Here is a 25,310-nt window from a genome sequence, read left to right on the forward strand (position 1 = left end):
CCTTCCGAAAATTAAGAAGCCCGTACTTGTGAGGGAATTTTTCCGGGCGATGCAACCAAATGGATTATGGCTCGCCGTGTGGATTCAGTGACGTTCGTGGTGCCGGAAGGCGCGGTGATCGTGCCAACGCGAGGGCGTAATGGCGACGCCGTGCAACCGGCGCGACAGGTTTTCGACAGCCACCGGGCGGTAGCCTCCCGTTTCGTTTGCCGTCGGGAGAATGGCAGGCGTCATCATGTTCGGGAGGAACACACCATGACCATCAACCGGCGCGACTTTTCCATGGCCCTCGCAGCGCTCGCAGGCGGCGCTGCGCTGCCGCTGCTGCGGACGTCGCCGGCAGAAGCCGCCGCGCTCGAAGAGCTGACGATCATTGCGGCAGCCAGCACCGGCGGCGGCTACGACACCCTGGCGCGTACGGCACAGATGCTGCTGCAGAACGAGAAGCTGGTCGGCAATGTCGAGGTGATGAACGTTCCCGGCGCCGGCGGCACGATCGGCCTCGCCCAGCTGATCGGCGGCGGCAAGCGCTCGACGCTCCTCACCGCGGGCCTTGGCATGGTCGGCGCCGTCATCATCAACAAGTCGCCGGTCTCGCTGGCGCAGGCAAAGCCCGTCGCCCGCTTGCAGGGCGAATACCAGCCGCTGGTGGTCGCCGCCGAATCGCCGATCAAGTCGCTCGACGATCTGGTGAAGGCCTATAAGGCCGAGCCGGGCGCGGTGTCCTGGGCCGGCTTCGGCCTCGGCAGCCCCGACCATCTTCTGGCCGGGCAGGTGGTCAAGGCGACCGGCGGCGACGTCAAGGAAATGAACTACATCGTCGTCGGCGCCGGCTCGGAAATGCTGCCGATGGTGCTGTCGAACCAGGTGACGGTCGCCACCGGCGGCTACAACGAGTTTGCCGATATGATCACTACCGGCAAGCTGCGGGCGCTCGGCATCTCTTCGCCGGAGCGGCTGAAGGGCATCGACGTGCCGACCTTCCGCGAGCAAGGCGTCGATACCGAGCTGGTCAACTGGCGCGGCCTCGTCGGCACCGCGAAGCTGACGGACGAAGACCTCGCGGCGATGGACGAGGCCTTTGGCGCGATGGCCAAGAGCGACGAGTGGAACAAGATCTGCGAGAACCGCGGCTGGCAGAACCTCTATATGCCGTCGGCCGAGTTCGCGACCTTCCTCGCTGCGGAACAGACGCGCGTCTCCTCACTCCTGAAGGAGCTTGGCCTCGCCGCCTGATCGACTTTCGCGTCTCGCCAACGCCGCTGCCCGCCGCGTGCCAGCCTTGGCGCGCGACGTCGCCTGACGTCGCCTGACGCCCGCCGGCCTTTCCGTCCGCTTTCCAGCGCGATAGAAAGACGGCGGGCAAGGACCGGCGTGCTGGAGATGAGATGAGCGAAGCGATCAGGATCGACGGCAAGGCGGCGGCTGCCGACATCATCGGCGCGGTGAAGGCGGCGAGCGCGGCCTTGCTGGAACGGGCGGGCATTGCTCCGGGGCTTGCCGTCGTGATCGTCGGCGAAGACCCGGCCAGCCAGGTCTACGTCGCCTCCAAGGCGCGGATGGCCGAGGAGTGCGGCTTCAAGTCGGTCAAGCACGTGCTCGGCGCCGACGCATCGCAGGCCGCGCTGCTCGACCTCATCCACGACCTCAATGCGGACGTCTCGATCCACGGCATTCTGGTGCAGCTGCCGCTGCCCCCGCAGATCGACGCCAACCGGGTGATCCACGCGATCTCGGCCGACAAGGATGTCGACGGCTTCAACCTCCTCAATGTCGGCCGGCTCGGCACCGGCGCGGTGGACGAGGCCTTCGTGCCCTGCACCCCGGCCGGCTCGATGCTGCTGATCCGGAAAATCCTTGGCGACGACCTGTCGGGCAAGACCGCGGTGGTCGTCGGCCGCTCCAATATCGTCGGCAAGCCAATGGCGCAGCTGCTGCTCTCCGCCAACGCGACGGTGACCATCGCCCATTCGCGTACGGCGGATCTGCCGGCGGTATGCCGCACCGCCGACATTTTGGTGGCGGCGGTCGGCCGGTCGGAAATGGTCCGCGGCGACTGGGTGAAGCCGGGTGCCGTGGTCATCGACGTCGGCATCAACCGCATCGACGCGCCGGAGAAGGGCGAGGGCAAGACGCGGCTTGTCGGCGACGTGGCGTATGAAGAAGTCGCAGCCGTCGCCGCAGCGGTCACGCCGGTGCCCGGCGGCGTCGGCCCGATGACGATCGCGCTGCTGATGGCGAACACGGCGGTCTCGGCCTATCGGCACGCGGGAATGAAGCCGCCGCGGTTCTGATCGGGCCGGTCAGGCCAGCCTGAGCCCGAAGCGCTCAGCGATCGGGGTGAAGTCGCGGTCGCTGTGCAGGAGATGATGGTCGCCCAACAGGCAGAAGGTCGCGATGATGAGGTCGACCGTCTTGCGGATGGTGATGCCGTCGGCGCGGAGGGTGCGGTAGATGCGGGCGGCTTCCTGCGCGATGGTCTCGTTCATCATCGGGACGATGGCGAACTGGCGCAGGGTCCGCTCCAGCCGCTGAGCGTCCCTGTCATGCCGGGCGCCCCTCAGCACCTCCAGCATCACGAGATCGCCAACCAGAATCTCGTCCGCCCTGAAACTCCTGTGCAGTTGGGCTACCTCAGGTGTCGAGGCGCCTCGAACGCTGTCGATCCAGACGGAGCTGTCGACGACGATCACGTCCGCTCGTAGACATGGTCCAGACGCATGGCGTCCAAGTCGCCTTCCCAGCCCATCCCGCTGATTTCACCGAGGGCTGCTCGAAGTTTTCTGTTCTCGATAACGTATCGAAGCGCTTCCGCGACGGTGGCGGGACCAGATGTCAAGCCGGTCGCGGCCATCGCTTCCCGGAGCAGGGCTTCGTCGATTTCGACTTGAGTACCCATGGCATGCTCCTCAGAGTATCTTCCGCGGAGCATGCCATAGGCTGAGCCAAGAATCGAGTTGAGCGCCTCAGCCCTCGCCGCCCTCGGTCTCCGCCGGCTTCGGCTCCGCGGCGACCTTCGGGCCACCCTTGGAGACGCCGACCATGGCCGGGCGCAGCACGCGGTCGCCGATGGCGTATCCGTCCTGGACGACCTGGACGACGGTGTTGTTAGTGACCTCGGTGTTCGGGACCTCGAACATAGCCTGGTGGAAGTTCGGGTCGAAGCGCTGGCCCTCGGGCTCCAGCTTCTTGACGCCGAACTTCTCCAGCGTCGCCAGCATGCCGCGCTCGGTCAACTCGACGCCGTCGATCAGGGCAGCAAGACCGGCATCGCCATTCTCGCGGGAATCAGCGGGGACGGCCGCGACGGTGCGGCGCAGATTGTCCATCACCGACAGCATCTCGCGGGCGAAATTGGTCACCGCATAGGTGCGGGCGTCCTTGACCTCGCGCTCGGTGCGGCGGCGCAGGTTCTCCATGTCGGCGGCGAGCCGCATCATGCGGTCCTTGACCTCGGCGGTCTCGGCCTCGAGATCGGCAATCCGCTCGGCGGCGGCGCGCGCGATGAAGGCCTCGGCGTCGGCGTCGGAATAGTCCCCGCGGGCGAACGGAGAGGCTTCGGCCTCGTTCTCCAGGGTCTCGTCGATCTCGGCGTCGCGCTTGTCGGTGTCGCTCATCATTCCTCTTTCAATCCGCCGGCGCGCCGGTCGTGCCAGGCCGAAGCCCGGCGGTCACCGGTACGTGAATGTAGATGTCGCCCGCATATCGAATGCCGGGCCGCGAAAATCAAGATCGCCGGCCGACCGAGCCTTGCGTCAGGAGACGCGATACCAGCCTCGCGGTATAGTCGACCATCGGCACGATGCGCCGGTAGTTGAGCCGCGTCGGGCCGATCACGCCGACCGCGCCGATGACCTTCTGGTCGCCGTCGCTATAGGGCGCGACGACGAGAGAAGAGCCCGACAGCGAGAACAGCTTGTTCTCCGAGCCGATGAAGATCCGCACGCCATTGCCGGTCTCGGCAAGGTCCAGCAACTCGATGATGCCGCTCTTGCTCTCGAGATCGTCGAACAGCATGCGCAGCCGCTCGAGGTCCTCGGACGCCGTGACGTTTTCGAGGAGGTTGGCGCGGCCGCGCACGATCAGCCGCGCCGGCTGGCCTATCGCCGCTCCCGACCACACCGCGAGACCCTCCTCGACGAGCCCCTGGCTGAGGAGATCGAGCGCCGTCGAGGTCTCGTCCTTCAGCGCCTGCACGCGGTCGCGCGCCTCACCGAGGGTTCGGCCGACGATGTGGGCGTTGAGGAAGTTCGAGGCCTCGACGATCTGCGAGGCGGTGACGCCCGACGGCAGGTCGACGACGCGGTTCTCGACGTCGCCGTTCTCGCCGACCAGCACCGCCAGCGCCTTGGTCGCCTCCAGCCGGATGAACTCGATGTGCTTCAGCCGGAGATCGGACTTCGCCGTCAGTACCAGGCCGGCGCCGCGCGACAAGCCGGAGAGCAACTGGCTCGCCTCGGTCAGCAGCGTGCCCATCGGCCGAAGGTCGCCGGTCGCCTGCACCTTCGCCTCGATCGCCTCGCGCTCGCGCTGCGGCAGGTCGCCGACCTCGAGGAAAGCGTCGACGAAGAAGCGCAGGCCGAGTTCGGTCGGCATCCGCCCAGCGGAGATGTGCGGCGAATAGATCAGCCCGAGCGCTTCCAGATCGCTCATCACGTTGCGCACCGAGGCCGGCGACAGCGAGGTCGTCAGCAGCTTCGACAGCACGCGGGAGCCGACCGGCTCGCCGATGTCGAGATAGGATTCGACCAGCAGCTTGAAAATGTCGCGCGACCGCTCGTCGAGCATGCCGGGGAATTCCGGTGCCGGCTGTCTGAAGTCGTTCATCGCACGTTCTCTCTGCATCGGCTGCGGAGTATAAGGCCATGAAGCATAAGGGCCAAGCGCCTCTATCAAGCGTCGAAGGCAGCTCTTTGCACGTTCTCTGGTCGCTTCCGGAGGGGCGATGGTCGGGGATCGCGCGGCTCCTCGCAGGAATTATTTTGCGCCCCGCCCCCTCGCCGGTTAAAAGCCGGTTAACGCCAGTCGCGCTTCGGCGCATCTGCGACACATCCCATGACAGGATTTACCCATGCGGCCTTCCAAACGCGCCAATGACCAGTTGCGCGCCGTCTCGCTCGAACGCGGCGTCTCCCTCCATGCGGAGGGCTCCTGCCTCGTCAAGTTCGGCAACACCCATGTCCTCTGCACCGCCAGCCTTGAGGAGCGGGTGCCGCCCTTCCTCAAGAATTCCGGCAAGGGCTGGGTCACCGCGGAGTACGGCATGCTGCCGCGCGCCACCGGCGACCGGATGCGGCGCGAGGCCGCGAGCGGCAAGCAGTCCGGCCGCACCCAGGAGATCCAGCGCCTGATCGGTCGCTCGATGCGCGCCATCGTCGACCTCGGCGCGCTCGGCGAGCGGCAGATCACCATCGACTGCGACGTCATCCAGGCCGATGGCGGAACCCGCACCGCCGGCATCACCGGCGCCTTCGTCGCGCTGAACGACTGCCTCGCCTGGATGGAGGGCCGCGGCATGGTCGAGCGCTCCAAGGTCCTGAAGGACCACATCGCGGCGATCTCCTGCGGCATCTACAAGGGCGAGCCGGTGCTCGACCTCGACTATCTCGAGGATTCCGCCGCCGACACCGACGCCAACTTCGTCATGACCGGCCGCGGCGGCATCGTCGAGATCCAAGGCACGGCCGAGAAGGAGCCGTTCAGCGAGGCTGAACTGGCGAGCCTCCTCGGCCTGGCGAAATCCGGCATCGCGACGCTCGTCGAGCTGCAGCGCCAGGCGATCGCGTAAGGGAGACGGCGATGAGCACCGGGATGCGCAGGATCGACGGCAGGCGCCTGCTCGTCGCCAGCCACAACAAGGGCAAGATCCGCGAGCTCGACTTCCTGCTCGGCGGCCTTCCGATCGAACTGGTGACGGCTGGCGAACTCGGCCTGCCCGAGCCGGACGAAACCGGCACGACCTTCGTCGAGAACGCCCGCATCAAGGCCCTTGCCTCGGCGACATCAGCCGGCGAAGTGGCGCTCGCCGATGATTCCGGCCTCTGCGTCGAAGCGCTGGGCGGGGAGCCGGGCGTCTACACCGCCGACTGGTCCGGCCCGGACCGCGACTGGGACATGGCGATGCGCCTCGTCGAGGAGAAGCTACAGCAGAAAGGCGCGCTGGAGCCGGCCCAGCGCCGGGCGAAGTTCGTCTCGCTGCTCTGCCTCGCTTGGCCGGATGGCCATACCCAGGAATATCTCGGCGAGTGCGAGGGGACCCTCGTCTGGCCCGGCCGCCGCGGCGAGATCGCCTATGGCTACGATCCGGTGTTCATGCCGGACGGCAGCACGCAGACCTTCGGCGAGATGAACGCCGAGGAGAAGCACGGCTCGATCTGGACGGCGCCCGGCCCGCTCTCGCACCGCGCGCGTTCGGTGCAGAAGCTCGTCGCCGAGGCGTTTCCGGAAGGCGTCCGGCCGGCGGGAGAGCCTGCCGAATGACCGAATGGCTGGCGATGGGGAACGTCCGGACGTTTCCGCCGGTAGCACGCGAGCCGGGCTTCGGCGTCTACGTGCACTGGCCGTTCTGTGCCGCCAAATGCCCCTATTGCGACTTCAACAGCCATGTCCGTCACCAGGCGATCGACCAGGAGCGCTACACCGCCGCCTTCGTCCGCGAGATCGCCGAGATGGCGAGGCGCTCGTCCGGTGAGCGCGTCACCTCGATCTTCCTCGGCGGCGGCACGCCGTCGCTGATGCGCCCACAGACCGTCGGCGCGATCCTCGATGCCATCGCCAAGGCCTGGCCGGTCGACGCGAACGCCGAGATCACCATCGAGGCCAACCCGTCGAGCGTCGAGGCCGAGCGGTTCCGCGGCTACCGCGCGGCGGGCGTCAACCGCGTCTCGCTCGGCGTCCAGGCGCTGAACGACCGCGATCTCAAATTCCTCGGCCGGCTGCACAATGTCGACCAGGCCAAGGGAGCGATCTCACTCGCCCGCGAGATCTTTCCGCGGCTGTCCTTCGACCTGATCTATGCCCGGCCGGGCCAGACGGTCGAGGGCTGGGAGGCCGAGCTGACCGAGGCGATCGACCTCGCCGCCGACCACCTCTCGCTCTACCAGCTGACCATCGAGGAAGGCACGCCCTTCCACGCCCTGCGCAAGGCCGGCAAGCTGCCGGTGCCGGACGGCGAGCTGTCGGCGGCGCTCTACGAAGCGACCCAGCAGCTGACCGCCGCACGCGGCCTGCCGGCCTACGAGATCTCCAACCATGCGGTGCCCGGCGCTGAGTCCCGGCACAACCTGACCTACTGGCGCTATGGCCTCTATGCCGGCGTCGGGCCGGGCGCGCACGGACGGCTGATGGGCGAGGGTGGCCGGTACGCGGTAGCGACCGAGCGGCACCCCGAGACCTGGCTGAAGATGGTCGAGGACTGGGATTCCGGCGTCGTCACCGACGACCTCCTGACGCCCAGCGAGGAGGCCGACGAATTGCTGCTGATGGGCCTGCGCCTCACCGAGGGCATCGACCTCAAGCGCTGGCGCCGGCTCACCGGCCGCGACATCGACCCGGTCAGCGAGGCGGACCTCCGCGCCCACGGCATGGTCGAGCGGCTCGGGCCCGACCGGCTGCGCGCGACGCCGGCCGGAATGCTGGTGCTCGACGCCGTCGTCGCCGATCTCTGCTAGGCTCCGGCAATGAGCATCGATCCCGACCATACGCCGGAGCGCGGTTTCAGCGTCCGCGACCACCGGTTTGCCGGCCAGAAGCCTGAGCCCGGCCTCTATCTCGTGGCGACGCCGATCGGCAACCTCGGCGACATCACGCTGCGGGCACTGGAGATCATCGCCGGCGCCGACCGTCTCGCCTGCGAGGACACCCGCGTCACGGCGACGCTGCTGTCGCGCTACGGCATCAAGCGGCGGATGTTCGCCTATCACGAGCACAATGCCGAGGAGTCCGGCGCGGCCTTGCTCGCCGACCTCCAGGCCGGGCAGAGCGTCGCGCTGGTCTCCGATGCCGGCACGCCGCTGGTGTCCGACCCCGGCTTCCGGCTCGTCGGCCAGGCGATCGAGGCCGGCATTCCGGTGATCCCGATCCCCGGCGCGTCCGCCGTGCTGTCGGCGCTGCTCGCCTCGGGCTTGCCGTCCGATGCCTTTTTCTTCGCCGGCTTCCCGCCCCAGAAGCAGGGGGCCCGTCGCGCGCGGCTGGAGGAGCTGACGCGCATTCCCGGCACGATCGTGCTCTTCGAGGCGCCGCACCGCATCGCCGACAGCCTCGCCGACATGGCCATGGTCTTCGGTGCTGAGCGCCAGGCGGCGGTCTGCCGAGAGCTGACGAAAACCTTCGAGACGATCTACCGCGGGGCGCTCTCACAGTTGGCCGCCGATTTCGAGTCGATGGAGCGGGTGCGCGGCGAGATCGTCGTCTGCATCGCCCCGCCGGCCGCGGAGGCGGCAGCAAGCGAGGCCGACGCCGACACCATCCTCGCCGGGCTGATGGCGGAGATGAAGCCGGCCAAGGCGGCGCAGGAAGCGGCCCGTCTGACCGGCCTGTCCCGCCGCGACCTCTACGCCCGCGCTTTGCAGCTGAAGACGCCGGGATGAAACCCGTCCCGCCCGCCGGCCGTCGCTCGCCCGCGCCTGCGCCTGCGTCGCCGGGCAAGGGCGAGCGGCGGCAACGGTTCCGCAAGGGCCATCGCGGCGAGTGGCTGGCGGCCTGGGCACTCCGGCTCAAGGGTTTCCGCATCCTCGCCGTCCGCCACCGCACGCCGCTCGGCGAGATCGACCTCATCGCCCGCCGCGGCGACTTGATCGCCATCGTCGAGGTGAAGGCCCGCGCGACCCTCACGGCCGCGATGGACTCGGTCGGGCCCGCCGCCCAGCGCCGCATCGAGGCCGCCGCCGACCTCTGGCTCGCCCGCCAGCGCGACCACGCCCGCCTCAGCCTGCGCTTCGACATCGTCGCCGTGCTGCCGCGGCGCTGGCCGGTGCACGTGAAGGATGCCTGGCGAGGGCGGTGAGGATCAGCCGGGCGTCGGAAGCCAGGGGTTGACGAGCGCGACCCCCGTCGGCTCGAAGTCGCGGACGTTGCGGGTCATGACGGTTAGGCCGTTTTCGAGCGCAGTTGCAGCAATGAGCCCGTCCGCCGTGGCGATTTGGCGTCCTTTCTTCCGGCATGAAACCGTCAGTTCGGCCCATCTCCTGGCAACGTAGAGGTCGACCGATAAAGTTTGCCGTGCGAGCGTCGCTTCGAGATCGGCTAGCCAATCGGCAAGTTCTGCACTTTGGCGTCCCGCCGGCATCAATAGGATGCCTCTGCGAATTTCCTCGAAACTGATGACGCTGACGAAGATATCGCTGTCGACGATCTGCTCGACCGACGACTTCACACCGGAATTGCCTTGGGGATGCCGAATTTCCGACAACACGCACGTATCGAGGAGGATACAAGCCATTATCGGGTGCCGAAGTCGATATCCCGTGGCAGCGACTTGTCCCGGCTGAGATCAAGACCTTCGAGTGATGGGCCTTCGAACAAGACCCGTTTGATGGGGGATCTCTTCTCCGACAGCCGTTGGTATTCCGCGGCGCTGACCACCACCACCGCCGCGTCTTCCCGCCGGATCGTCTGCGGTCCCTCGCTGAGGGCACGGTCGATGACCGTTCCAAGCTGGTTCTCGGCATCTTCAATGCGCCAGTCCATGATCTCGACTCCTTGCCGCGGACGGGGCCAGTGTAGCACATCCCGGCCTGTTCACCGCTGCCGCGATTGCCAGCGGGCCGCTTCCCCGCTACCTCCGCTGCGAACCATGCCCGAAGGAGTGCCCCATGGCCCTTACCGTCGCGGTCCAGATGGACCATGTCTCGTCGATCTCGATCAAGGGAGACAGCACGTTTGCGCTGTCCTTGGAAGCGCAGCGGCGCGGCCATAGCCTCTACCACTACACGCCAGAGCGCCTGTCGATGCGCGACGGCCGGGCGACGGCGCGCGCCGAGCGGATGGAACTGCGCGAGGAGGAGGGCAATCACTTCACCCTCGGGCCGGTCGAGCGCATCGACCTCGCCGACACCGACGTGGTGCTGCTGCGCCAGGACCCGCCCTTCGACATGGCCTACATCACCTCGACCCATATCCTCGAGCGGGTGCACCCGAAGACGCTGGTGGTCAACGATCCCGCCTCGGTGCGCAATGCGCCGGAGAAGATCTTCGTCACCGAATTCCCGGACCTGATGCCGGAAACGCTGATCACCAAGGATCCGCTCGAGGTCGCCGCGTTCCGCGCCGAGTTCGGCGAGATCGTGATGAAGCCGCTCTATGGCAATGGCGGCGCCGGCGTCTTCCACATCACCAAGGAGGACCGCAACCTCACCTCCTTCATGGAGACCTTCGGCCTCCTGTTCCGCGAGCCCTTCATCGTCCAGCGCTACCTGAAAGACGTGCGCAAGGGCGACAAGCGCATCATTCTGGTCGATGGCGAGTTTGCTGGCGCGATCAACCGCGTGCCGTCCGAGAGCGATGCGCGTTCCAACATGCATGTCGGCGGAAGAGCCGAGGCGACCGAACTGACGGAACGCGAGCGCGAGATCTGCGCGCGGATCGGACCGTCGCTGAAGGAGCGCGGCCTGCTCTTCGTCGGCATCGACGTGATCGGCGACTATCTGACCGAGATCAACGTCACCTCGCCGACCGGCATCCGCGAGGTGAAGGCTTTTGGGGGAGCGGATATCGCCAGCCTCCTCTGGGACGCGATCGAGACCAAGGTTTCCGCCACCCGAAGCTGAGCGCCCGCGCGCCGGATCAGGGCAGGCGACATGCGTACCACCGAGGCCTATGCGATCTCGGTGGCCGGCCACCGTCTTTGTTCCCTTCCTGTTCTTGTTGCGTTGGTAGATCTCAGCTAGCGTTCGGGTTGTGGTGATCGCGGCGGGTTGTAACCTCGGCCGGCGCCTTTCCGGTGGGGCGCGGCATGGTCTCTCGGGTCAGGACGGTGGCATTCCAGGGTGTCGAGGCGATCCCGATCGACGTCCAGGTGATGATCGCGCCCGGCAAGGTCGGCATCCAGATCGTCGGGCTCGCGGACAAGGCGGTGGCCGAAAGCCGCGAGCGTGTGCAGGCAGCACTGCACGCCTCGGGCCTCTCGATGCCGCCGAAGAAGGTCACCGTCAACTTGGCGCCGGCCGACCTGCCGAAGGAGGGCTCGCACTACGACCTGCCGATCGCGCTCGGGCTTATGGCGGCGCTCGGCGCCATCCCGTCCGATGCGCTGGCGGACTTCATGGTGCTCGGCGAACTCTCGCTGGACGGTATGATCGCGACGGTCGCCGGCGTGCTGCCGGCGGCGATGGGGGCGAATGCCCTCGGTCTCGGGCTGATCTGTCCGGCCGCCTGCGGTTCGGAGGCGGCCTGGGCCAGCGCCGACATGGCGATCCTCGCGCCGCGCAGCCTGATCCAGCTCGCCAATCATTTCCGGGGTACCCAGGTTCTATCGCGGCCGGCGCCGGCGATCCGCGCCGCGCCGGACAATCTCGCCGACCTCTGCGAGATCAAGGGGCAGATCGTCGCCAAGCGGGCGCTGGAGATCGCCGCCGCCGGCGGCCACAACCTCTTGATGATCGGGCCCCCGGGCTCTGGCAAGTCGATGCTGGCGCAGCGCCTGCCGTCTATCCTGCCGGCGCTGACGCCGCGCGAACTCCTGGAAGTGTCGATGATCGCCTCGATCGCCGGCGAGCTTGCCGGCGGCAAGCTGTCGGACCGTAGGCCGTTCCGCGCGCCGCACCATTCAGCCTCGATGGCCGCCATGGTCGGCGGCGGGCTGCGGGCGCGGCCGGGCGAGGTGTCGATGGCGCACCGCGGCGTGCTCTTCCTCGACGAGCTGCCGGAGTTCTCGCCGGTGGTGCTGGATTCGCTGCGCCAGCCGCTCGAGGGCGGCGAGAGCGTCATCGCCCGGGCCAATCACCGCGTCACCTATCCCGCCCATTTCCAGCTGGTGGCGGCGATGAACCCTTGCCGCTGCGGCATGGCGGGGGAGCCCGGACATTCCTGCGCCCGCGGCCCGCGCTGCGCGGCGGACTACCAGGCGCGCCTCTCCGGGCCGCTGCTCGACCGGATCGACCTGCGCGTCGATGTGCCGGCGGTCACCGCCTTCGATCTGATCCGCCCTGCGCCAGCGGAAAATTCGGCGACCGTGAAGGCGCGCGTCGAAGCCGCCCGCCTGATCCAGAGGGAGCGATACGAGGGGCTCGGAATGGCCGCCGCCACCGTGAACGCAACCTGTTCGGCGGCGCTCATCGAGACCGTCGCCGCGCCGGACGAGCCGGGTGCCCGTCTGTTGCGCGATGCGGCCGAGCAGATGAAGTTCTCGGCCCGCGCCTATCACCGCATCCTGAAAGTCGCCCGGACGCTTGCCGATCTCGATGGCGACGAAACCGTGCGCCGCGTGCACCTCGCCGAGGCGATCTCCTACCGCGTTGCCGGCGAACGGCTGAGGGCGGCAGCGTGAGCGGCGGTGTGTCCTACCCGCGCTACGCGAGAGACGTCGGACGCACCAGCAAAAACAGCCCTGCAGCCTTTATCGCTTGGACCGACCGAAATGCTGGCACGAGTGCGACAGCGTTTGCCCCCAGCTCAGGCAGCGCGCGCCAGATCGTTCTCGATGCCGGCCAGGGCGCGTTCGAGCAAGGCGAAGCAGACCGGGTCGAAGGCGGTGCCGACGTCGCGGCGCATCAACGCGAGCGCGGCGTCGATCGCCATCGCCGCGCGGTAGGGGCGGTGCGCCGTCAGGGCGTCGAAGACGTCGGCGACGCTGACGATCCGGGTCTCGATATCGATCTCGGCGCCAGCAAGGCCGCGGGGGTAACCCTTGCCGTCGAGACGCTCGTGGTGGGCGCCGCCGATCCGCGCCATCGCGGCGAAGGCGGGAACCCGTTGCAGGATGTTCTCGGACATGGCGGCATGGTCTCGCATCGACCGCCACTCGGCTTCGTCGAGCGGGCCCTTCTTGTCGAGGATCGCGTTGGAGACGCCGAGCTTGCCGATGTCGTGCAGAAGCGCCGCTCGCTTCAGCCAGCGCCGCTCGCCGGCAGGCTTGCCCATCTCGGTGGCAATCATGTCGGCATAGACGGCGACCCGCTCGGAATGCCCCGACGTGAAGGGACTTTTGGCGTCGATCACCTGCGCGAAAGCGCGGGCGATGTCGTCGAGATAGTCCTCGTCGACGACGATCACCGCCCGGCGCGGCTCCAGCCGGCGGACCGCTGCATCGACGTCGGGCGCGTCCAGCATGGCCCAGAAGTCCTCCGAACGGGAGACCCGGGCAAAGGCGGCGGCCACCGTGGGATCAAACCAGGTGCCGGTGCGTGCCGTGACCTCGGCGATCGCCGCCGCCCGGCTGTCGGAGCGGTGGAAGACGTCGACGACCTGGGCGAGGAGGGCGATCCGCGCATAGACCGGGATCGCATCGCCGGCCAGATGATCCGGACGGCCCGCCCCGTTCCAGTGTTCGTCGAGCGAGTGGATCGCCCGGCACACGGGCTCGGGAAAGCGCAACTGCGCCGCGATCTCCGCACCGCGCTGGCAGCGGGTCTCGATCAGTCGGTTGGCGATCTCGCCGCCGCCTTTCATGATCCTCAGAATGGTCCGCAGCCTCTCGGTCAAACCAGCATTCAGGCCCGTATGCGAAAAGACGAAGCCAAGGACTTTTGGCAGGCTGTCGCTGACCGTTTTGAAGTCGCGCTTGAAGCCGATATCGTCGGCGAGATAGAGTTCGCAGATGCGCGCCGCGTTCGACGAGCACCCGAGGTCCTTCAGCATAACGGCGTAGTAGAGTTCCCAGAGCTCGGCTTCCAACAATCCCATCTCCCGCCCGACGTTCATGCCGATCCACGTCGCGCGAACGCAGTGGCCGATCGGCTGACCCTCCGTCAGATCGAGCGCGTGGCTGAGCGCGCCGAGGAGGTCGGAGGGACTGAGATCTGCGACGATGGCATTGATCGGGGAGGGCATGGGATCGGGGTCCTGAGCAGCGAACCTGCCCTTTTTGCCTTCCCGATATTAAAGCAGCGTATCGTGCCGCCACCCTCTTGCCACAATGGTGAAAGCCCTACGAATACGAAGCTTTTTATCGATCAGCGGGCCGGAACACCGGCGTCAACCATTGCCCGGCGCCGGCAGGGAGAGGCTGCGTTATCCTCCTGCCGACATCCCGGGACACGGTCCCTTGCCGGGCTAGCCAGCGTTCTCCGGCGCAATGCGCAGGATTTCGCCGCTGTCCTCGGCCAGCACGTAAAGCGCACCGTCCGGACCCTGCTTCACATCGCGAATGCGCAGGCCCAGTTCCTTCAACAGGCGCTCCTCGCCCGTCACGGTCGTGCCGTCGAGCCCGAGGCGCACCAGGTCGGTGCTCGCGAGGCCCCCGAAGAAGGCGCTGCCTTTCCAGGCCGGGATCGTGTCGGCGGTGTAGAATTCCATGCCGGACGCGCCGATCACCGGGGTCCATTGGTGGATGGGCGGAGTGAAGCCTTCGCCGGTCGCCTGGCCGGAGCCGACGGGCGTGCCGTTGTAGTTGACGCCGTAGGAGACGACCGGCCAGCCGTAATTCCGGCCGGGCTCCACGACGTTCACCTCGTCGCCGCCCTTCGGGCCGTGCTCGGAAAACCAGATGGCCCCGGTCTCGGGATGGCGGGCGCCGCCCTGGATGTTGCGCTGCCCGTAGGACCAGATCTCTGGCAGGGCACCCTCGGTTGCGACGAACGGGTTGTCATTTGGCACCGTGCCGTCGCGGTTGATCCGCACCACCTTGCCGAGATGGTTGTCGAGCCTCTGTGCCCCCTCGCGGATTGGCGTGTCGGACCGTTCGCCGAGGCCGAGAAAGAGGTGGCCCTCGGGACCGAAGACGATGCGCGAGCCAAAATGCTTGCTGCCCTCGTATTTCGGCAGCTGGGTGAAGATTTTCTGGAAGTTCTCGATCCGGGTGCCGTCCGTAGACAGCGTGCCGCGGCCGGCCGCGGTCGAGTTGCCGCCGTCGCCCGCTTCGGAATAGCTGAGATAGACCAAGCGGTTGTCAGCGAAGTCTGGATCCAGGGCGACGTCGAGAAGCCCGCCCTGACCGCCCGCATCGATCTCTGGCAGGCCGCCGATCGGCTCGCCGACGGCTCCCTCCTGCGAGACCAGGCGCAGAGCCCCGCCCTTTTCGGTCACCAGAAGCGTGCCGCCGGGCAGAAACTCCATGCCCCAGGGCGACGTCAAGCCTTCGGTCAGCGTGGTAACCCGCAGGGTTCCCGCAGCACTGTCGACCGAGCGGTCGACGGCAGCGGCCGGGACAGCGGACAGCGCGGTGGCACCGAGGGCGAGGAGAAGGAACCGGGTCATCGAGGTCTCCTGAAAGGGGCTGGTCCTTCCTACCTCTGTCCGGTCACGGCCGATGCCAAGCGTTCTGGCGCTATCGTGATCCCGGCTTTATGCCGGCGCTATGGTGTCGAGGATCGCGCGGGCGGCCGGCAGGCGCTGCAGCTGCTGCTGCGGGCGCGGGCCGATCTGCTCGATGATGTGGCTGGCGGCGATCGTCCCGAGGATCGCGCTCTGCTGGTGCGGCAGCCCGGCGGTGTAGCCGCGCAGGAAGCCGGCGGCGAAGAGGTCGCCGGCGCCGGTGGTGTCGAGCAGCCGCGCCAGGGGCGCTGCCGCGACCTCCGTCGTCTTCCCGCCCTCGACGATCACGCAGCCCTTCTCGCTGCGGGTGACCGCGGCCAGGCGCTTGGAATCCTCGCCGATCCGCTGCAGGGCCAAGGCGAGGTCTTCGGTCTCGTACAGCGCCAGCGCCTCGCTCTCATTGGCAAAGACGATGTCGACCGTGCCCGAGCGCATGAGCTCGAGAAACTCGGCGCGGTAACGGTGGACGCAGAAGGCGTCCGACAGCGTCATCGCCACCTCGCGGCCATTGGCGTGGGCGATCGCGGCCGCCTTGCGGATGGCTTCCTTGGCCAGTGGCGGATCCCAGAGATAGCCCTCGAAATACGTCACCTTCGCCGCGGCGACGAGCGCCTCGTCGATGTCGTCGGGGCCGAGTTCGACGCACGCGCCGAGGAAGGTCGACATCGAGCGCTCGCCGTCCGGCGTGACGAGGATCATCGAGCGGGCGGTCGGTGGCTCGCCGCTGAGCGGTGCGGTGTCGTAGCGCACCTTCTGGGCGCGGATGTCGTGGGTGAAGATGGTGCCGAGCGCGTCGCGCGAGACCTTGCCGATGTAGGCGCCGGTGCCGCCGAGGCTGACGACGCCGGCCACCGTGTTGGCGGCCGAGCCGCCGGAGGTCTCCACCGCCGGGCCCATCGCGCCGTAGAGCGTTTCGGCCCGCGCAGCGTCGATCAGCGTCATGCCACCTTTCTGCACGGCGTGCGCGACGAGAAACTCGTCGTCGCTCTGGGCGATGATGTCGACGATGGCATTGCCGATCGTCAGCACGTCGTAGTCGGTCATGGCGCCATCCTCATCTGGTTGCCGCATGCCTTAGCGGGAATGCGACGGCATGGCGAGACGCCGGTGCGCGGCGGTGCCGGATTGGGTGCCAGGCCGTTGCCAGGCCGGCCGCCGGATCGTCGGGCGGGGCGTCTGGCCAGTCGCTGGGTGCAGGGTGCCGGATCTGGGCAAGGGGTCGGGTACCGGAGGGCTGGCAAGGGCAGCGGCATTGCCGCCACACCTGCCCCCGCCTATCTCAGGACGGACCGGTTCCCGCCGGGCCCTCCTGGAGTGTCAGATGATCTTCGCTTCGGCCTTCGCAGCGCTCGGCGCCCTCTTCTCCGCGCCTTTTCGCGCCGCGCTCTGGAAGTCGCTCGGCCTGTCCGTCGTGGTGCTGGTGGCGCTCTGGTTCGGCATCGAGGCGCTGTTCCAGTCGGCGATCCTGCCGACGCTGGCACGGCTCATGCCGGACATGCCGGCCTGGATCGACCAGATGTCGACCGCGGCAGGCTGGGTTGGCGGGCTGATGCTCGCCGTGCTCCTCGCCTTCCTGATCGGACCGATCTCCGCGCTGATCGCCTCGCTGTTCCTCGACGACGTCGCGGAAGTGGTCGAGCGCGACGCCTATCCTGCCTCCCGGGCCGGCACGGCGATGGCGTTCCTGCCCGGTCTGGTGCTGTCGGCGAAGTTCTTCGGCATCGTCATTCTCGGCAACGTCCTCGCGCTCTTCCTGCTGCTCGTGCCGGGGATCAACATCGCGGCCTTCTTCGTGGTGAACGGTTATCTCCTCGGCCGGGAGTATTTCGAGTTCGCGGCGATGCGCTATCGCGGCGAGGGCGAGGCCAAGGCCCTGCGCGGCCGCTATGCCGGTACGGTCTTCGGCGCCGGGCTGCTGATCGCCGCCTTCATGGCGGTGCCCTTCCTCAACCTGCTGACGCCGCTGTTCGCCGCGGCAATGATGGTGCACCTGCACCAGCGCGTGTCGGCGCGAGAGCATGGCCTGCCGCCGCTGGCGGCGCCTTCCGGGGCGCGGCTTTCAGGAGACGATGCCGTCCGGCTGGAGCGATAGCGTGTCCGGCAGCAGCGCATCCGGCAGCAGCGTGTCCGGCAGCAGCGGCGGGATCGGCACCAGCAGCGCCGGCACGTCCGAGGTCTTCTCCGCCGCCTTGCAGAGATCGGCGATGATGCAGATCGCGCATTCGGGCTTGCGCGCCTTGCAGACGTAGCGGCCGTGCAGGATCAGCCAGTGGTGCGCGTGGCGAAGGTACTGCGGCGGGATGATGCGCAGAAAATTCTGCTCGACCTCTTCCACCGTCTTGCCCGGCGCGAGGCGCAGCCGGTTGCCCAGCCGGAAGATGTGGGTGTCGACCGCCAGCGTGTGTTCGCCGAAAGCGGTGTTGAGGACGACGTTTGCCGTCTTGCGGCCGACGCCCGGGAGCGCCTCCAGCGCGGCGCGGTCGACCGGCACCGCGCCGCCATGCTCCTCGACGAGCATGCGGGAGAGGCCGATGACGTTCTTCGCCTTGGTCCTGTAGAGGCCGATCGACTGGATGAAGGTCCGCACCCGCTCTTCGCCGAGCGCCAACATGGCGGCAGGGTCGTCGGCGGCATCGAAGAGGGCGCGGGTCGCCTTGTTGACCCCGACATCGGTCGCCTGGGCCGAGAGCACGACGGCGACGAGCAAGGTGAAGGCGTTGCGGTATTCGAGTTCGGGCCTTGGCTCCGGCCGCTGGATCTCGAACCGGCGGAATATCTCGGCGATGTCCGCTTTCGCATAGGGCAGGCGGGGCGCCCGCTTCTGTGCCGGCTTCGCTGCGGCAGGGCGAGACGAGATGTCGCTGGCGCGGGGCGACCGGGGCGGTTTGGCGAGAGGCGGTTTTTCTGGCATGGTCGGGATATAGCGAGCTTGACCCATGGCTGACAACGCATCCCCGGACGACACGACCGCCAGCGAGACCAGCGCCGACGCGCCGATCTTCAGCGCCTTGCTGGTCCCCTACCGCTCGCTCGGCAAGCGTGGCTTCACGATTTTGATGGCATTCCTCGGCGTCGTCAGCCTCGGCACGAGCCTCGGCTTCCTCATCGAGGGCGCCTGGCCGGTGGTCGGCTTCTTCGGCCTCGACGTCGCGCTCGTCTGGCTGGCCTTCAAGGCCAGCTACCGCTCGGCCAAGGCCAGGGAGGAGGTCTGCGTCTCGCGCACCGATCTCCTGGTGCGCAAGGTCTCGCCGCGCGGGGTGGTGCAGGAAGCCCATTTCAATCCGTTCTGGGCGCGGTTCCAGGTCGCGCGCCACGACGAGATCGGCATTACCCGCATGGCCGTCAGCGGGCAGGGCCGCTCGACGGAGATCGGAGGGTTCCTCAACCCCGACGACCGCGAGAGTTTCGCCACCGCCTTCGGGCGCGCCTTGCAGAAGGCCCGCAACGCTTGATAAGCGCCGAGCGCCTAATAGGCGCCGAGCGCCTAATAGGTGCCGAGCGCCTGATGGACCCCGCCGGAAATCGGGTAGCGACTTTTGGGAACAGGTGCTGTTGTCGCGGCGACGATAGGAGTTTCACCATGTCCCAGATGTCCGCTACCACGCAGCTTCCGGCCCGCCGCACTTTGCTCGACGACGCTGTCGCCCCGGCGCCGTCGGGCTCCGACTATGCGGTCGTTCGCCAGGCCATCGAGTTCATCTCCACCGAATATCGCGCCCAGCCCTCGCTCGCCGAGATCGCGGAGGCCGTCGACCTGCCGCCCGAGGCGTTGCAGGCGCTGTTCCAGCGTTGGGCCGGCCTTTCGCCAAAAGCCTTCCTGCAGGCGGTGACGATCGACCACGCGCGGCGCCTGCTCGGCGAGGGCGCCTCGCTGTTCGATGCCGCCTTCGACGTCGGCCTGTCCGGGCCGTCGCGGCTGCACGATCTCTTCGTCAAGCACGAGGCGATGTCGCCCGGCCTCTATAAGGCGCGCGGCGCGGGCATCGACTTCGTCTACGGCTTTGCGGCCTCGCCTTTCGGCCGCGCGGTGGTGGTCGCGACCGACAGGGGCCTCGCGGGCATCGGCTTTTCCGAGGGCGGCGAGGCGGGCGACGCTCTGGCCTTTCAGGACATGGTGCGGCGCTGGCCGATGGCTGCCTTCACCCGCGACGATGCGAAGATCGCGGGGATCGCCGACCGCAGCTTCCGGCCGGCGGAGTGGCAGGAGGCTGCGCCGCTGCGCATCGTCCTCATCGGCACGGATTTCGAGATCCGGGTCTGGCAAGCGCTGCTGACGGTGCCGGTCGGTCGGGCGACAAGCTATTCGACCGTCGCCGAAGCGGTCGGCATGCCGAAGGCGGCCCGCGCGGTCGGGGCGGCGGTCGGGCGAAACCCGATCTCCTTCGTGGTCCCGTGTCACCGCGTCGTCGGCAAGTCCGGCGCGCTCACCGGCTATCACTGGGGCATCGCCCGCAAGCGCGCAATGCTCGGCTGGGAGGCCGGCCTGTTGTCGCGCGCATGACGTCGACGCCCGTGGCAGCATGGGGACGCCTGGGTGCCGAGGAAGCAGCCGAGGCCTTCCGGCGTCTCAGGGCTGAGATGCCCGGCCGCACGCCGACGGCGAAGGGGCCGAAGGACCAGCCGGATCCGTTCCGCTCGGTGGTCTCCTGCATTCTCTCGGCCCAGAGCCGCGACGCCAACACCGCGCTGGCCGTCGAGCAGCTGTTCGCGCTGGCGCGGACGCCGGAGGCGATGCTCGAGCTTTCAGAGCGTGAGATCGCCGCGGCGATCAAGCCCTGCGGCCTCTACAACATGAAGACGAAGAATATCCTCGCGCTCTGCCGGACCTTGATCGCCGAGCACGGGCGCGTCGTGCCGGACACCCGCGAGGGCCTGATGGCGTTGCCGGGCGTCGGGCGCAAATGTGCCGACATCGTCTTGAGCTTCAGTTTCGGGCAGGACGTCATCGCCGTCGATACGCATGTCTTTCGCGTCGCCAACCGCATCGGCCTGACGGCGGCGAAGACCGCCGACGAGACCGCGCGGCAGCTGGACCGGGACGCCCCGGATTTTGCCCGCGCGGACGGTCATTTCTGGCTGATCCAGTTCGGCAAGGCGGTCTGCCAGGCACGCCGGCCCCAGTGCGAGGCCTGCTTCCTTACCGATCTCTGCCGCTGGTACGCCGCCGTCCGGAACGAGGGCGAACCGGGCGCGCCGGTCAGGCGCTGAGGACGGCCTTCTCGGCGACGGTCGAATCGGCGTTGAGCCGGTAGACGATCGGGATGCCGGTCGCGATCTCCTCGGCGACGATGTCGGCGGGGCTCATGCCCTCCAGCGCCATGACCAGCGCGCGCAGCGAGTTGCCGTGCGCGGCGATGATGACGTTGTCGCCCGACAGTACCTTCGGCAGGATGTTGTGGATGTAATAGGGCCAGACGCGGGCGCCGGTATCCTTCAGGCTCTCGCCGCCGGGGGGGGCGATGTCGTAGGAGCGGCGCCAGATGTGCACCTGATCCTCGCCCCACTTGGCGCGGGCATCGTCCTTGTTCAGCCCGGAGAGCTCGCCATAGTCACGCTCGTTGAGAGCGACGTCGCGGATGGTCGGGATGTGCGGCTGGCCGAGCTCCTCGAGCAGCAGGCTGAGGGTGCGCTGGGCGCGGAACAGCTCGCTGGTGAAGGCGGTGCCGACATGCAGCCCGTATTGGCGCAGGCGTCGTCCGGCGGTACGGGCCTCCTCGACGCCCTTGTCGGTGAGATCGGGGTCTTTCCAGCCGGTGAAGAGGTTCTGAAGGTTCCATTCGCTCTGACCATGGCGGACGAGGACGAGGGTGCGGGTCATGCTTCACTCCAGCCAGCCGGATCGACGAGGGCCCGTCGCTCTCGGCAGAAGCGAATGACGGGTCGGACCATGAATCGCGGCCCAGACGTGGTTTTGCCGCAAGCCGCGCCGCTTGGGAAGAGTTGCGATGACCATCCGCCTCACCTGCGCAAGTTTCGCGTGTGCCTCGCGACAGGCAGGAATGCCGGCTCCGATGCGATGGAGACCCCGGTATTGCCGGACAGCGACGCCCTGAGGCGACCAAGGACGGCGACGGTCAGTCTTGGCGTGTTGTGCCGAGACCGAGCACGTCGCGCATCGAATAGAGGCCGGGAGCCTTGCCGCGGGCCCAGAGCGCTGCCCGCAGCGCGCCGCGGGCGAAGATCGCGCGGTCCTCGGCGCGGTGGACGAACTCGATCCGCTCGCCTTGGCCGGCAAAGATCACGCTGTGCTCGCCGATTACCGAGCCGCCGCGCAGCGTGGCAAAGCCGATGGCGCCGGCCGGGCGGGGGCCGGTATGACCGTCCCGCACGCGGACGGAGGCTTCACTGAGATCCACCAGGCGGCCGGTGGCGGCGGCCTGGCCAAGCAGAAGCGCCGTGCCGGAGGGGGCGTCCACCTTGTGGCGGTGGTGCATTTCCAGGATCTCGATGTCGAAATCCTCCTCCGGCAGCGCGCGCGCGGCCAGCTCGACCATGCTGGCGAGAAGGTTCACTCCGAGGCTCATATTGCCCGACTTGACGATGACCGCGCCTTGCGCCGCCTCGGCGATCGCGGCGTCGTCCTCGGGCGAGCAGCCGGTGGTGCCGATGACGTGGACGATGCCGGCGTCCGCCGCATGGCGGGCGAGGGCGACCGATGTGGAGGGCGTGCTGAAGTCGACGATCCCGTCGGCGCCGGCAAGCGCCTGCGCGATGTCGCTGGTGATGATGACCCCCGACGGCGGGAGGCCGGCGAGCTGGCCGGCGTCAGCGCCCAGCGCCGGCGAGCCGTCCCGCTCGATCCCGGCATGCAGCACCGCGCCTTCAACGGCGTCGATCGTCAGCACCAGCATGCGTCCCATCCGCCCGGCGGCGCCGACGACGACCAGTTTCATCGCGTCCATCGAACGCTCCCCTTGAGATCAGGCGGTCAGCGCGTCACCGATGCGGCGAGCGCCGCGGCATGGTGGTCACGCGGCTGAAGGCCGTGGAATTTCGAATAGAGCCCGTCCTGCCGGCCGAGCAGCTCGCTGTGCGTCCCGCGCTCGACCACCTCGCCGCCATCGATGACGAGGATCTGGTCGGCGCCGACGATGGTGGACAGACGGTGGGCGACGACGAGCGTGGTGCGGCCCTTCATCACCGTGTCGAGCGCCGCCTGCACGAGGGTCTCCGACCGGTTGTCGAGCGCCGAGGTGGCCTCGTCGAGCAGCAGGATCGGCGCGTTGCGCACCAGCGCGCGGGCGATCGAGAGGCGCTGGCGCTGACCGCCCGACAGCGTCGTGCCGTTCTCGCCGAGCGGCGTGTCGAAGCCGTTCGGCTGGGTCAGGATGAACTCGGTCGCCTGCGCAAGGCTCGCCGCCGCCTCGATCTCCGCATCGGTCGCGTCGGGCCGGCCGTAGCGGATGTTGTCGCGGATCGTGCCCTCGAACAGGTAGGGCTGCTGCGAGACATAGGCGATGTTGCCGCGGAGCGACGCCTTGGTAACGTCGCGGATGTCCTCGCCATCCACCAGGATCCGCCCCTCGGCCACGTCGTAGAAACGCTGGACGAGCGAGATCACCGTCGACTTGCCGCCGCCCGACGAGCCGATCAGCGCCGTCGTCTTGCCGGCGGGCGCCCGGAAGCTCAGCTTCCGCAGCACGAGCTCTTCCGGATAATAGCCGAAGTCGACGTCCTCGAAGACGATCTCGCCGCGATCGACCGCCAGCACTCTGGCGTCCGGGGCATCCGGCTGGCGGGGCTTCAGGTCGAGGATCTCGTAGATCATCTGGGCGTTGACCAGCGCCCGCTCGAGCTGGACCTGCAGCTTGGCGAGACGCCGTGCGGGATCGTAGGCGAGCAGCAGCGCGGTGATGAAGGCGAACATCGAGCCGGGAGAATAGCCGTGCTCGATGGCGCGATAGCCGGAATAGCCGATCACCGCCGCCACCGCGATGCCCGCGACCGTCTCGGTCACCGGGCCCGACCGCTCGGTGATCGCCGCGATGCGGTTCGAGCGGCTTTCGGCCGCCAGGATCAGCGTCTCGATGCGGGCGCGCAGCGTCTCCTCCATGGTGAAGGCCTTCACCACGGTGATGCCCTGCGCCGTCTCCTGCATGGAGGCGAGGACGCGGGCGTTGAGGTCGATCGACTGGCGCGTCGCGACCCGCAGCTTCTTCGACAGGCTGGAGATCATCCAGGCCACCGGCGGCCCGGCGAGCAGCGCGATGCCCGACAGCACCGGATCCTGGAAGATCATCACTCCGACCAGGAAGACCAGCGTCAGGAGGTCGCGGGCGATCGAGGTGACCGTGAGGTTCAGCGTGTCGCGGATGCCGGAGACGTTCTGGTTGATGCGCGCGGCGAGATGCGCCGAGCGGTTCTCGCCGAAGAAGTCGACGGACAGCTCGGTCAGGTGGCGAAACAGCCGCCGCTGGTAGCGGGCGACGATGTTGTTGCCGATCCGCGACAGGATCACGCCCTGGAAATAGGTCGCGACGCCGCGCACCAGGAAGGTGAGGAAGATGGCGATGGGCAAGGCGAACAGCAGCGCGCGGTTCTGCTCGACGAAGATCTGGTCGATCACGTCGCGCATGATCCAGGCGAGGAAGGCGGTCGCGCCGGACACCACGACGAGGCAGCCGACCGCGATGGCGTACTGGCCGAGATAGTCGCGGCCGTTCTCGGCGATCACGCGCTTCAACAGCCGGATGACGAGACCACGCTCGCGGTGGTCGGTCAGGGAAATCTTGGGTTTTTTCACGCTGGGCTATGCCGTCCGGAACACTCGATCCGGCGTCTATAGCCTCTCAGGCGCGTCCTGCCTATGCGCGAAGCCGGGGTCAGGCCGTCCAGCGGCGGCCTGTGGTCTCGATGCCGAAGAAGCGGGGCGTGCGGGCGAAGGTCGCGAGGCCCGACAGCGCCGCCAGCGGCTCGGTGATGATGTAGAGCGGGATCTCGCGCATCAGCGCCGAATGCGGCGCCTTGTCCTCGAAGGCTTGGCGAAGGCTCTCCTGCTTCAGAATCGGGATGATTCGCTGGAAGATGCCGCCACCGATGTAGACGCCGCCCCGTGCCATGAAGACCAGCGCGAGATCGCCGGCGACCCGCCCGAGATAGGTGGCGAAGAGCTCGACCGCCTCGCCCGACTGGTCGTTGCGGCGGCTCGATGCGGCCTCGGTGATCTCCGCCGGATCGGTATAGACCGGTGCCACGCCGTCGACCTTGCACAGCGCGTCGTAGATGTTGACGAGCCCGCGGCCGCACAGCACCTGCTCGGCCGAGACCCGGCCCTCGATGGTTTCGAGATGCGGCCAGATGGCGGTGTCGCGGTCGCTGCGCGGGCCGATGTCGATGTGTCCGCCCTCGCCGGCGACCGGGATCCACATCTTGCGGGCCCGCACCAGACCGGCGACGCCGAGGCCGGTGCCGGGGCCGACGACGACGCGGCTCGCGCCCTCGTGCGGCGTGCCGCCGCCGATCTTCTGGCGGGAACGCTCGGGCAGAGAGGAGACCGCCAGCGCTTGCGCCTCGAAATCGTTGAGGACGATGATCTCGTGCAGGCCGAGGGTCTGCAGCATGCCGCGCGGCCGCACCACCCAGGCGCAGTTGGTGAGCGCGATCTCATTGCCGTCGATCGGTCCGGCGACCGCCAGCACGGCCGACTTCGGCTGCAGCGAGGTCTTGTCGAGCACGGTCGCCTGGATCGCGTCGTCGAGCGTCGCGAAGTCGGCGGTCTTCACCACCGGAAAGGTCTTCGGCTCGGCGAAGGCATCCACGAGGAGCGCGAAGCGGGCATTGGTGCCGCCGATGTCGCCGATCAGGATCGGAAACTTCAGGGCCTGGCTGCTGTCGAGCGTCAGGGACATGGACTACCTGCCTTAAATCGATTGGTAAGCCCGCGGATTATCGCATTCACCGTC

Annotated in this window: 27 protein-coding genes; 13 read left to right on the forward strand and 14 right to left on the reverse strand. The window is 68.0% G+C overall.

Going from position 1 to position 25,310, the window contains the following annotated elements:
• The first annotated feature begins 255 nt into the window (after window positions 1–255).
• Window positions 256–1,236 (forward strand): tripartite tricarboxylate transporter substrate binding protein, encoded by a 981-nt coding sequence (locus ACZL02_RS22795; RefSeq protein ID WP_472941002.1) that lies wholly within the window; start codon window positions 256–258, stop codon window positions 1,234–1,236.
• A gap of 152 nt (window positions 1,237–1,388) precedes the next feature.
• Window positions 1,389–2,294, forward strand: coding sequence for a bifunctional methylenetetrahydrofolate dehydrogenase/methenyltetrahydrofolate cyclohydrolase FolD (gene folD, locus ACZL02_RS22800; protein ID WP_472941003.1), 906 nt, complete (start codon window positions 1,389–1,391; stop codon window positions 2,292–2,294).
• A 9-nt stretch (window positions 2,295–2,303) separates the two neighbouring features.
• On the opposite strand, the gene vapC is transcribed toward folD, so the two are convergent.
• The 4 genes from vapC to hrcA all read right to left on the reverse strand — a co-directional run bounded on the left by vapC (window position 2,304) and on the right by hrcA (window position 4,845).
• Window positions 2,304–2,693: a type II toxin-antitoxin system VapC family toxin gene (vapC, locus tag ACZL02_RS22805; RefSeq protein WP_472941004.1), complete on the reverse strand. Its 390-nt coding sequence runs from the start codon at window positions 2,691–2,693 to the stop codon at window positions 2,304–2,306.
• On the reverse strand, window positions 2,690–2,899 hold the full coding sequence (locus ACZL02_RS22810; RefSeq protein WP_472941005.1) for a type II toxin-antitoxin system VapB family antitoxin: 210 nt from the start codon (window positions 2,897–2,899) through the stop codon (window positions 2,690–2,692). Before ACZL02_RS22810 ends, vapC begins: the two co-directional genes overlap by 4 nt.
• 67 nt (window positions 2,900–2,966) lie before the next feature.
• Entirely contained in the window at window positions 2,967–3,620 is a 654-nt protein-coding gene (grpE, locus tag ACZL02_RS22815) for a nucleotide exchange factor GrpE (RefSeq protein WP_472941006.1), read from the reverse strand.
• Window positions 3,621–3,726: 106 nt separating this feature from the next.
• Window positions 3,727–4,845, reverse strand: coding sequence for a heat-inducible transcriptional repressor HrcA (gene hrcA / locus ACZL02_RS22820; RefSeq protein WP_472941007.1), 1,119 nt, complete (start codon window positions 4,843–4,845; stop codon window positions 3,727–3,729).
• A 226-nt stretch (window positions 4,846–5,071) separates the two neighbouring features.
• On the opposite strand from hrcA, the gene rph reads away from it, so the two are divergent.
• From rph to ACZL02_RS22845, 5 genes are read left to right on the forward strand one after another with little or no spacing between them, the layout of a single operon-like run.
• Window positions 5,072–5,788 (forward strand): ribonuclease PH, encoded by a 717-nt coding sequence (rph, locus tag ACZL02_RS22825; RefSeq protein ID WP_472931990.1) that lies wholly within the window; start codon window positions 5,072–5,074, stop codon window positions 5,786–5,788.
• A 23-nt stretch (window positions 5,789–5,811) separates the two neighbouring features.
• Window positions 5,812–6,480, forward strand: a complete 669-nt coding sequence (locus ACZL02_RS22830; RefSeq protein ID WP_472941127.1) for a non-canonical purine NTP pyrophosphatase — start codon at window positions 5,812–5,814, stop codon at window positions 6,478–6,480.
• A gap of 14 nt (window positions 6,481–6,494) precedes the next feature.
• The gene (gene hemW, locus ACZL02_RS22835) at window positions 6,495–7,670 is read left to right on the forward strand and encodes a radical SAM family heme chaperone HemW (protein ID WP_472941129.1); all 1,176 of its coding nucleotides are present in this window, start codon (window positions 6,495–6,497) and stop codon (window positions 7,668–7,670) included.
• 9 nt (window positions 7,671–7,679) lie between these two features.
• Complete coding sequence (rsmI, locus tag ACZL02_RS22840; protein ID WP_472941008.1) at window positions 7,680–8,588, forward strand: 16S rRNA (cytidine(1402)-2'-O)-methyltransferase; 909 nt, start codon at window positions 7,680–7,682, stop codon at window positions 8,586–8,588.
• On the forward strand, window positions 8,585–9,004 hold the full coding sequence (locus tag ACZL02_RS22845; RefSeq protein WP_472941009.1) for a YraN family protein: 420 nt from the start codon (window positions 8,585–8,587) through the stop codon (window positions 9,002–9,004). The genes rsmI and ACZL02_RS22845 overlap by 4 nt, the downstream gene beginning before the upstream one ends.
• A 3-nt stretch (window positions 9,005–9,007) precedes the next feature.
• Here ACZL02_RS22845 and ACZL02_RS22850 read toward each other — a convergent pair whose 3' ends face one another.
• Together ACZL02_RS22850 and ACZL02_RS22855 are read right to left on the reverse strand one after the other, a co-directional pair.
• Complete coding sequence (locus tag ACZL02_RS22850) at window positions 9,008–9,439, reverse strand: type II toxin-antitoxin system VapC family toxin (protein WP_472941010.1); 432 nt, start codon at window positions 9,437–9,439, stop codon at window positions 9,008–9,010.
• Entirely contained in the window at window positions 9,439–9,687 is a 249-nt protein-coding gene (locus ACZL02_RS22855) for a type II toxin-antitoxin system prevent-host-death family antitoxin (protein ID WP_472941011.1), read from the reverse strand. Before ACZL02_RS22855 ends, ACZL02_RS22850 begins: the two co-directional genes overlap by 1 nt.
• A 125-nt stretch (window positions 9,688–9,812) precedes the next feature.
• Here ACZL02_RS22855 and gshB point away from each other — a divergent pair, with 125 nt between their 5' ends.
• Both gshB and ACZL02_RS22865 read left to right on the forward strand, forming a co-directional pair.
• Complete coding sequence (gshB, locus tag ACZL02_RS22860) at window positions 9,813–10,766, forward strand: glutathione synthase (protein ID WP_472941012.1); 954 nt, start codon at window positions 9,813–9,815, stop codon at window positions 10,764–10,766.
• Between the two features lie 185 nt (window positions 10,767–10,951).
• Window positions 10,952–12,484, forward strand: coding sequence for a YifB family Mg chelatase-like AAA ATPase (locus tag ACZL02_RS22865; RefSeq protein WP_472941013.1), 1,533 nt, complete (start codon window positions 10,952–10,954; stop codon window positions 12,482–12,484).
• A gap of 125 nt (window positions 12,485–12,609) precedes the next feature.
• Here ACZL02_RS22865 and ACZL02_RS22870 read toward each other — a convergent pair whose 3' ends face one another.
• From ACZL02_RS22870 to ACZL02_RS22880, 3 genes are all read right to left on the reverse strand, one after another.
• Window positions 12,610–13,986 (reverse strand): HD-GYP domain-containing protein, encoded by a 1,377-nt coding sequence (locus ACZL02_RS22870; protein ID WP_472941014.1) that lies wholly within the window; start codon window positions 13,984–13,986, stop codon window positions 12,610–12,612.
• A gap of 222 nt (window positions 13,987–14,208) precedes the next feature.
• On the reverse strand, window positions 14,209–15,351 hold the full coding sequence (locus ACZL02_RS22875; RefSeq protein WP_472941015.1) for a PQQ-dependent sugar dehydrogenase: 1,143 nt from the start codon (window positions 15,349–15,351) through the stop codon (window positions 14,209–14,211).
• Between the two features lie 87 nt (window positions 15,352–15,438).
• On the reverse strand, window positions 15,439–16,452 hold the full coding sequence (locus ACZL02_RS22880) for an adenosine kinase (protein WP_472941016.1): 1,014 nt from the start codon (window positions 16,450–16,452) through the stop codon (window positions 15,439–15,441).
• A gap of 277 nt (window positions 16,453–16,729) precedes the next feature.
• On the opposite strand from ACZL02_RS22880, the gene ACZL02_RS22885 reads away from it, so the two are divergent.
• Window positions 16,730–17,500 carry a sulfate transporter family protein gene (locus ACZL02_RS22885; RefSeq protein ID WP_472941017.1) on the forward strand — a complete coding sequence of 257 codons (771 nt, stop codon included), beginning with the start codon at window positions 16,730–16,732 and terminating at the stop codon, window positions 17,498–17,500.
• On the opposite strand, the gene nth is transcribed toward ACZL02_RS22885, so the two are convergent.
• A complete protein-coding gene (gene nth / locus ACZL02_RS22890; protein ID WP_472941018.1) occupies window positions 17,468–18,346 on the reverse strand; it encodes an endonuclease III in 879 nt (292 codons plus the stop codon). The two genes, ACZL02_RS22885 and nth, sit on opposite strands and share 33 nt — an antisense overlap.
• Between nth and ACZL02_RS22895 the strand changes: the two genes are divergently transcribed.
• From ACZL02_RS22895 to ACZL02_RS22905, 3 genes are all read left to right on the forward strand, one after another.
• Window positions 18,345–18,860, forward strand: coding sequence for a DUF2244 domain-containing protein (locus ACZL02_RS22895; protein WP_472941019.1), 516 nt, complete (start codon window positions 18,345–18,347; stop codon window positions 18,858–18,860). The genes nth and ACZL02_RS22895 overlap by 2 nt on opposite strands.
• 137 nt (window positions 18,861–18,997) lie before the next feature.
• Entirely contained in the window at window positions 18,998–19,909 is a 912-nt protein-coding gene (locus ACZL02_RS22900) for a methylated-DNA--[protein]-cysteine S-methyltransferase (protein ID WP_472941130.1), read from the forward strand.
• A complete protein-coding gene (locus ACZL02_RS22905) occupies window positions 19,906–20,616 on the forward strand; it encodes an endonuclease III domain-containing protein (RefSeq protein WP_472941020.1) in 711 nt (236 codons plus the stop codon). The genes ACZL02_RS22900 and ACZL02_RS22905 overlap by 4 nt, the downstream gene beginning before the upstream one ends.
• Here the strand turns inward: ACZL02_RS22905 and ACZL02_RS22910 are convergent.
• The 4 genes from ACZL02_RS22910 to ACZL02_RS22925 all read right to left on the reverse strand — a co-directional run bounded on the left by ACZL02_RS22910 (window position 20,606) and on the right by ACZL02_RS22925 (window position 25,256).
• Window positions 20,606–21,226: a 2,3-bisphosphoglycerate-dependent phosphoglycerate mutase gene (locus ACZL02_RS22910; protein WP_472941021.1), complete on the reverse strand. Its 621-nt coding sequence runs from the start codon at window positions 21,224–21,226 to the stop codon at window positions 20,606–20,608. The two genes, ACZL02_RS22905 and ACZL02_RS22910, sit on opposite strands and share 11 nt — an antisense overlap.
• 256 nt (window positions 21,227–21,482) lie before the next feature.
• On the reverse strand, window positions 21,483–22,310 hold the full coding sequence (gene dapB / locus ACZL02_RS22915) for a 4-hydroxy-tetrahydrodipicolinate reductase (RefSeq protein WP_472941022.1): 828 nt from the start codon (window positions 22,308–22,310) through the stop codon (window positions 21,483–21,485).
• Window positions 22,311–22,336: 26 nt separating this feature from the next.
• A complete protein-coding gene (locus tag ACZL02_RS22920; protein WP_472941131.1) occupies window positions 22,337–24,136 on the reverse strand; it encodes an ABC transporter ATP-binding protein in 1,800 nt (599 codons plus the stop codon).
• Window positions 24,137–24,230: 94 nt separating this feature from the next.
• Window positions 24,231–25,256: a glucokinase gene (locus tag ACZL02_RS22925; RefSeq protein ID WP_472932005.1), complete on the reverse strand. Its 1,026-nt coding sequence runs from the start codon at window positions 25,254–25,256 to the stop codon at window positions 24,231–24,233.
• Between the last annotated feature and the right edge of the window lie 54 nt (window positions 25,257–25,310).

The sequence above is a fragment of the Mesocryomonas fontinalis genome (genome assembly GCF_055730125.2).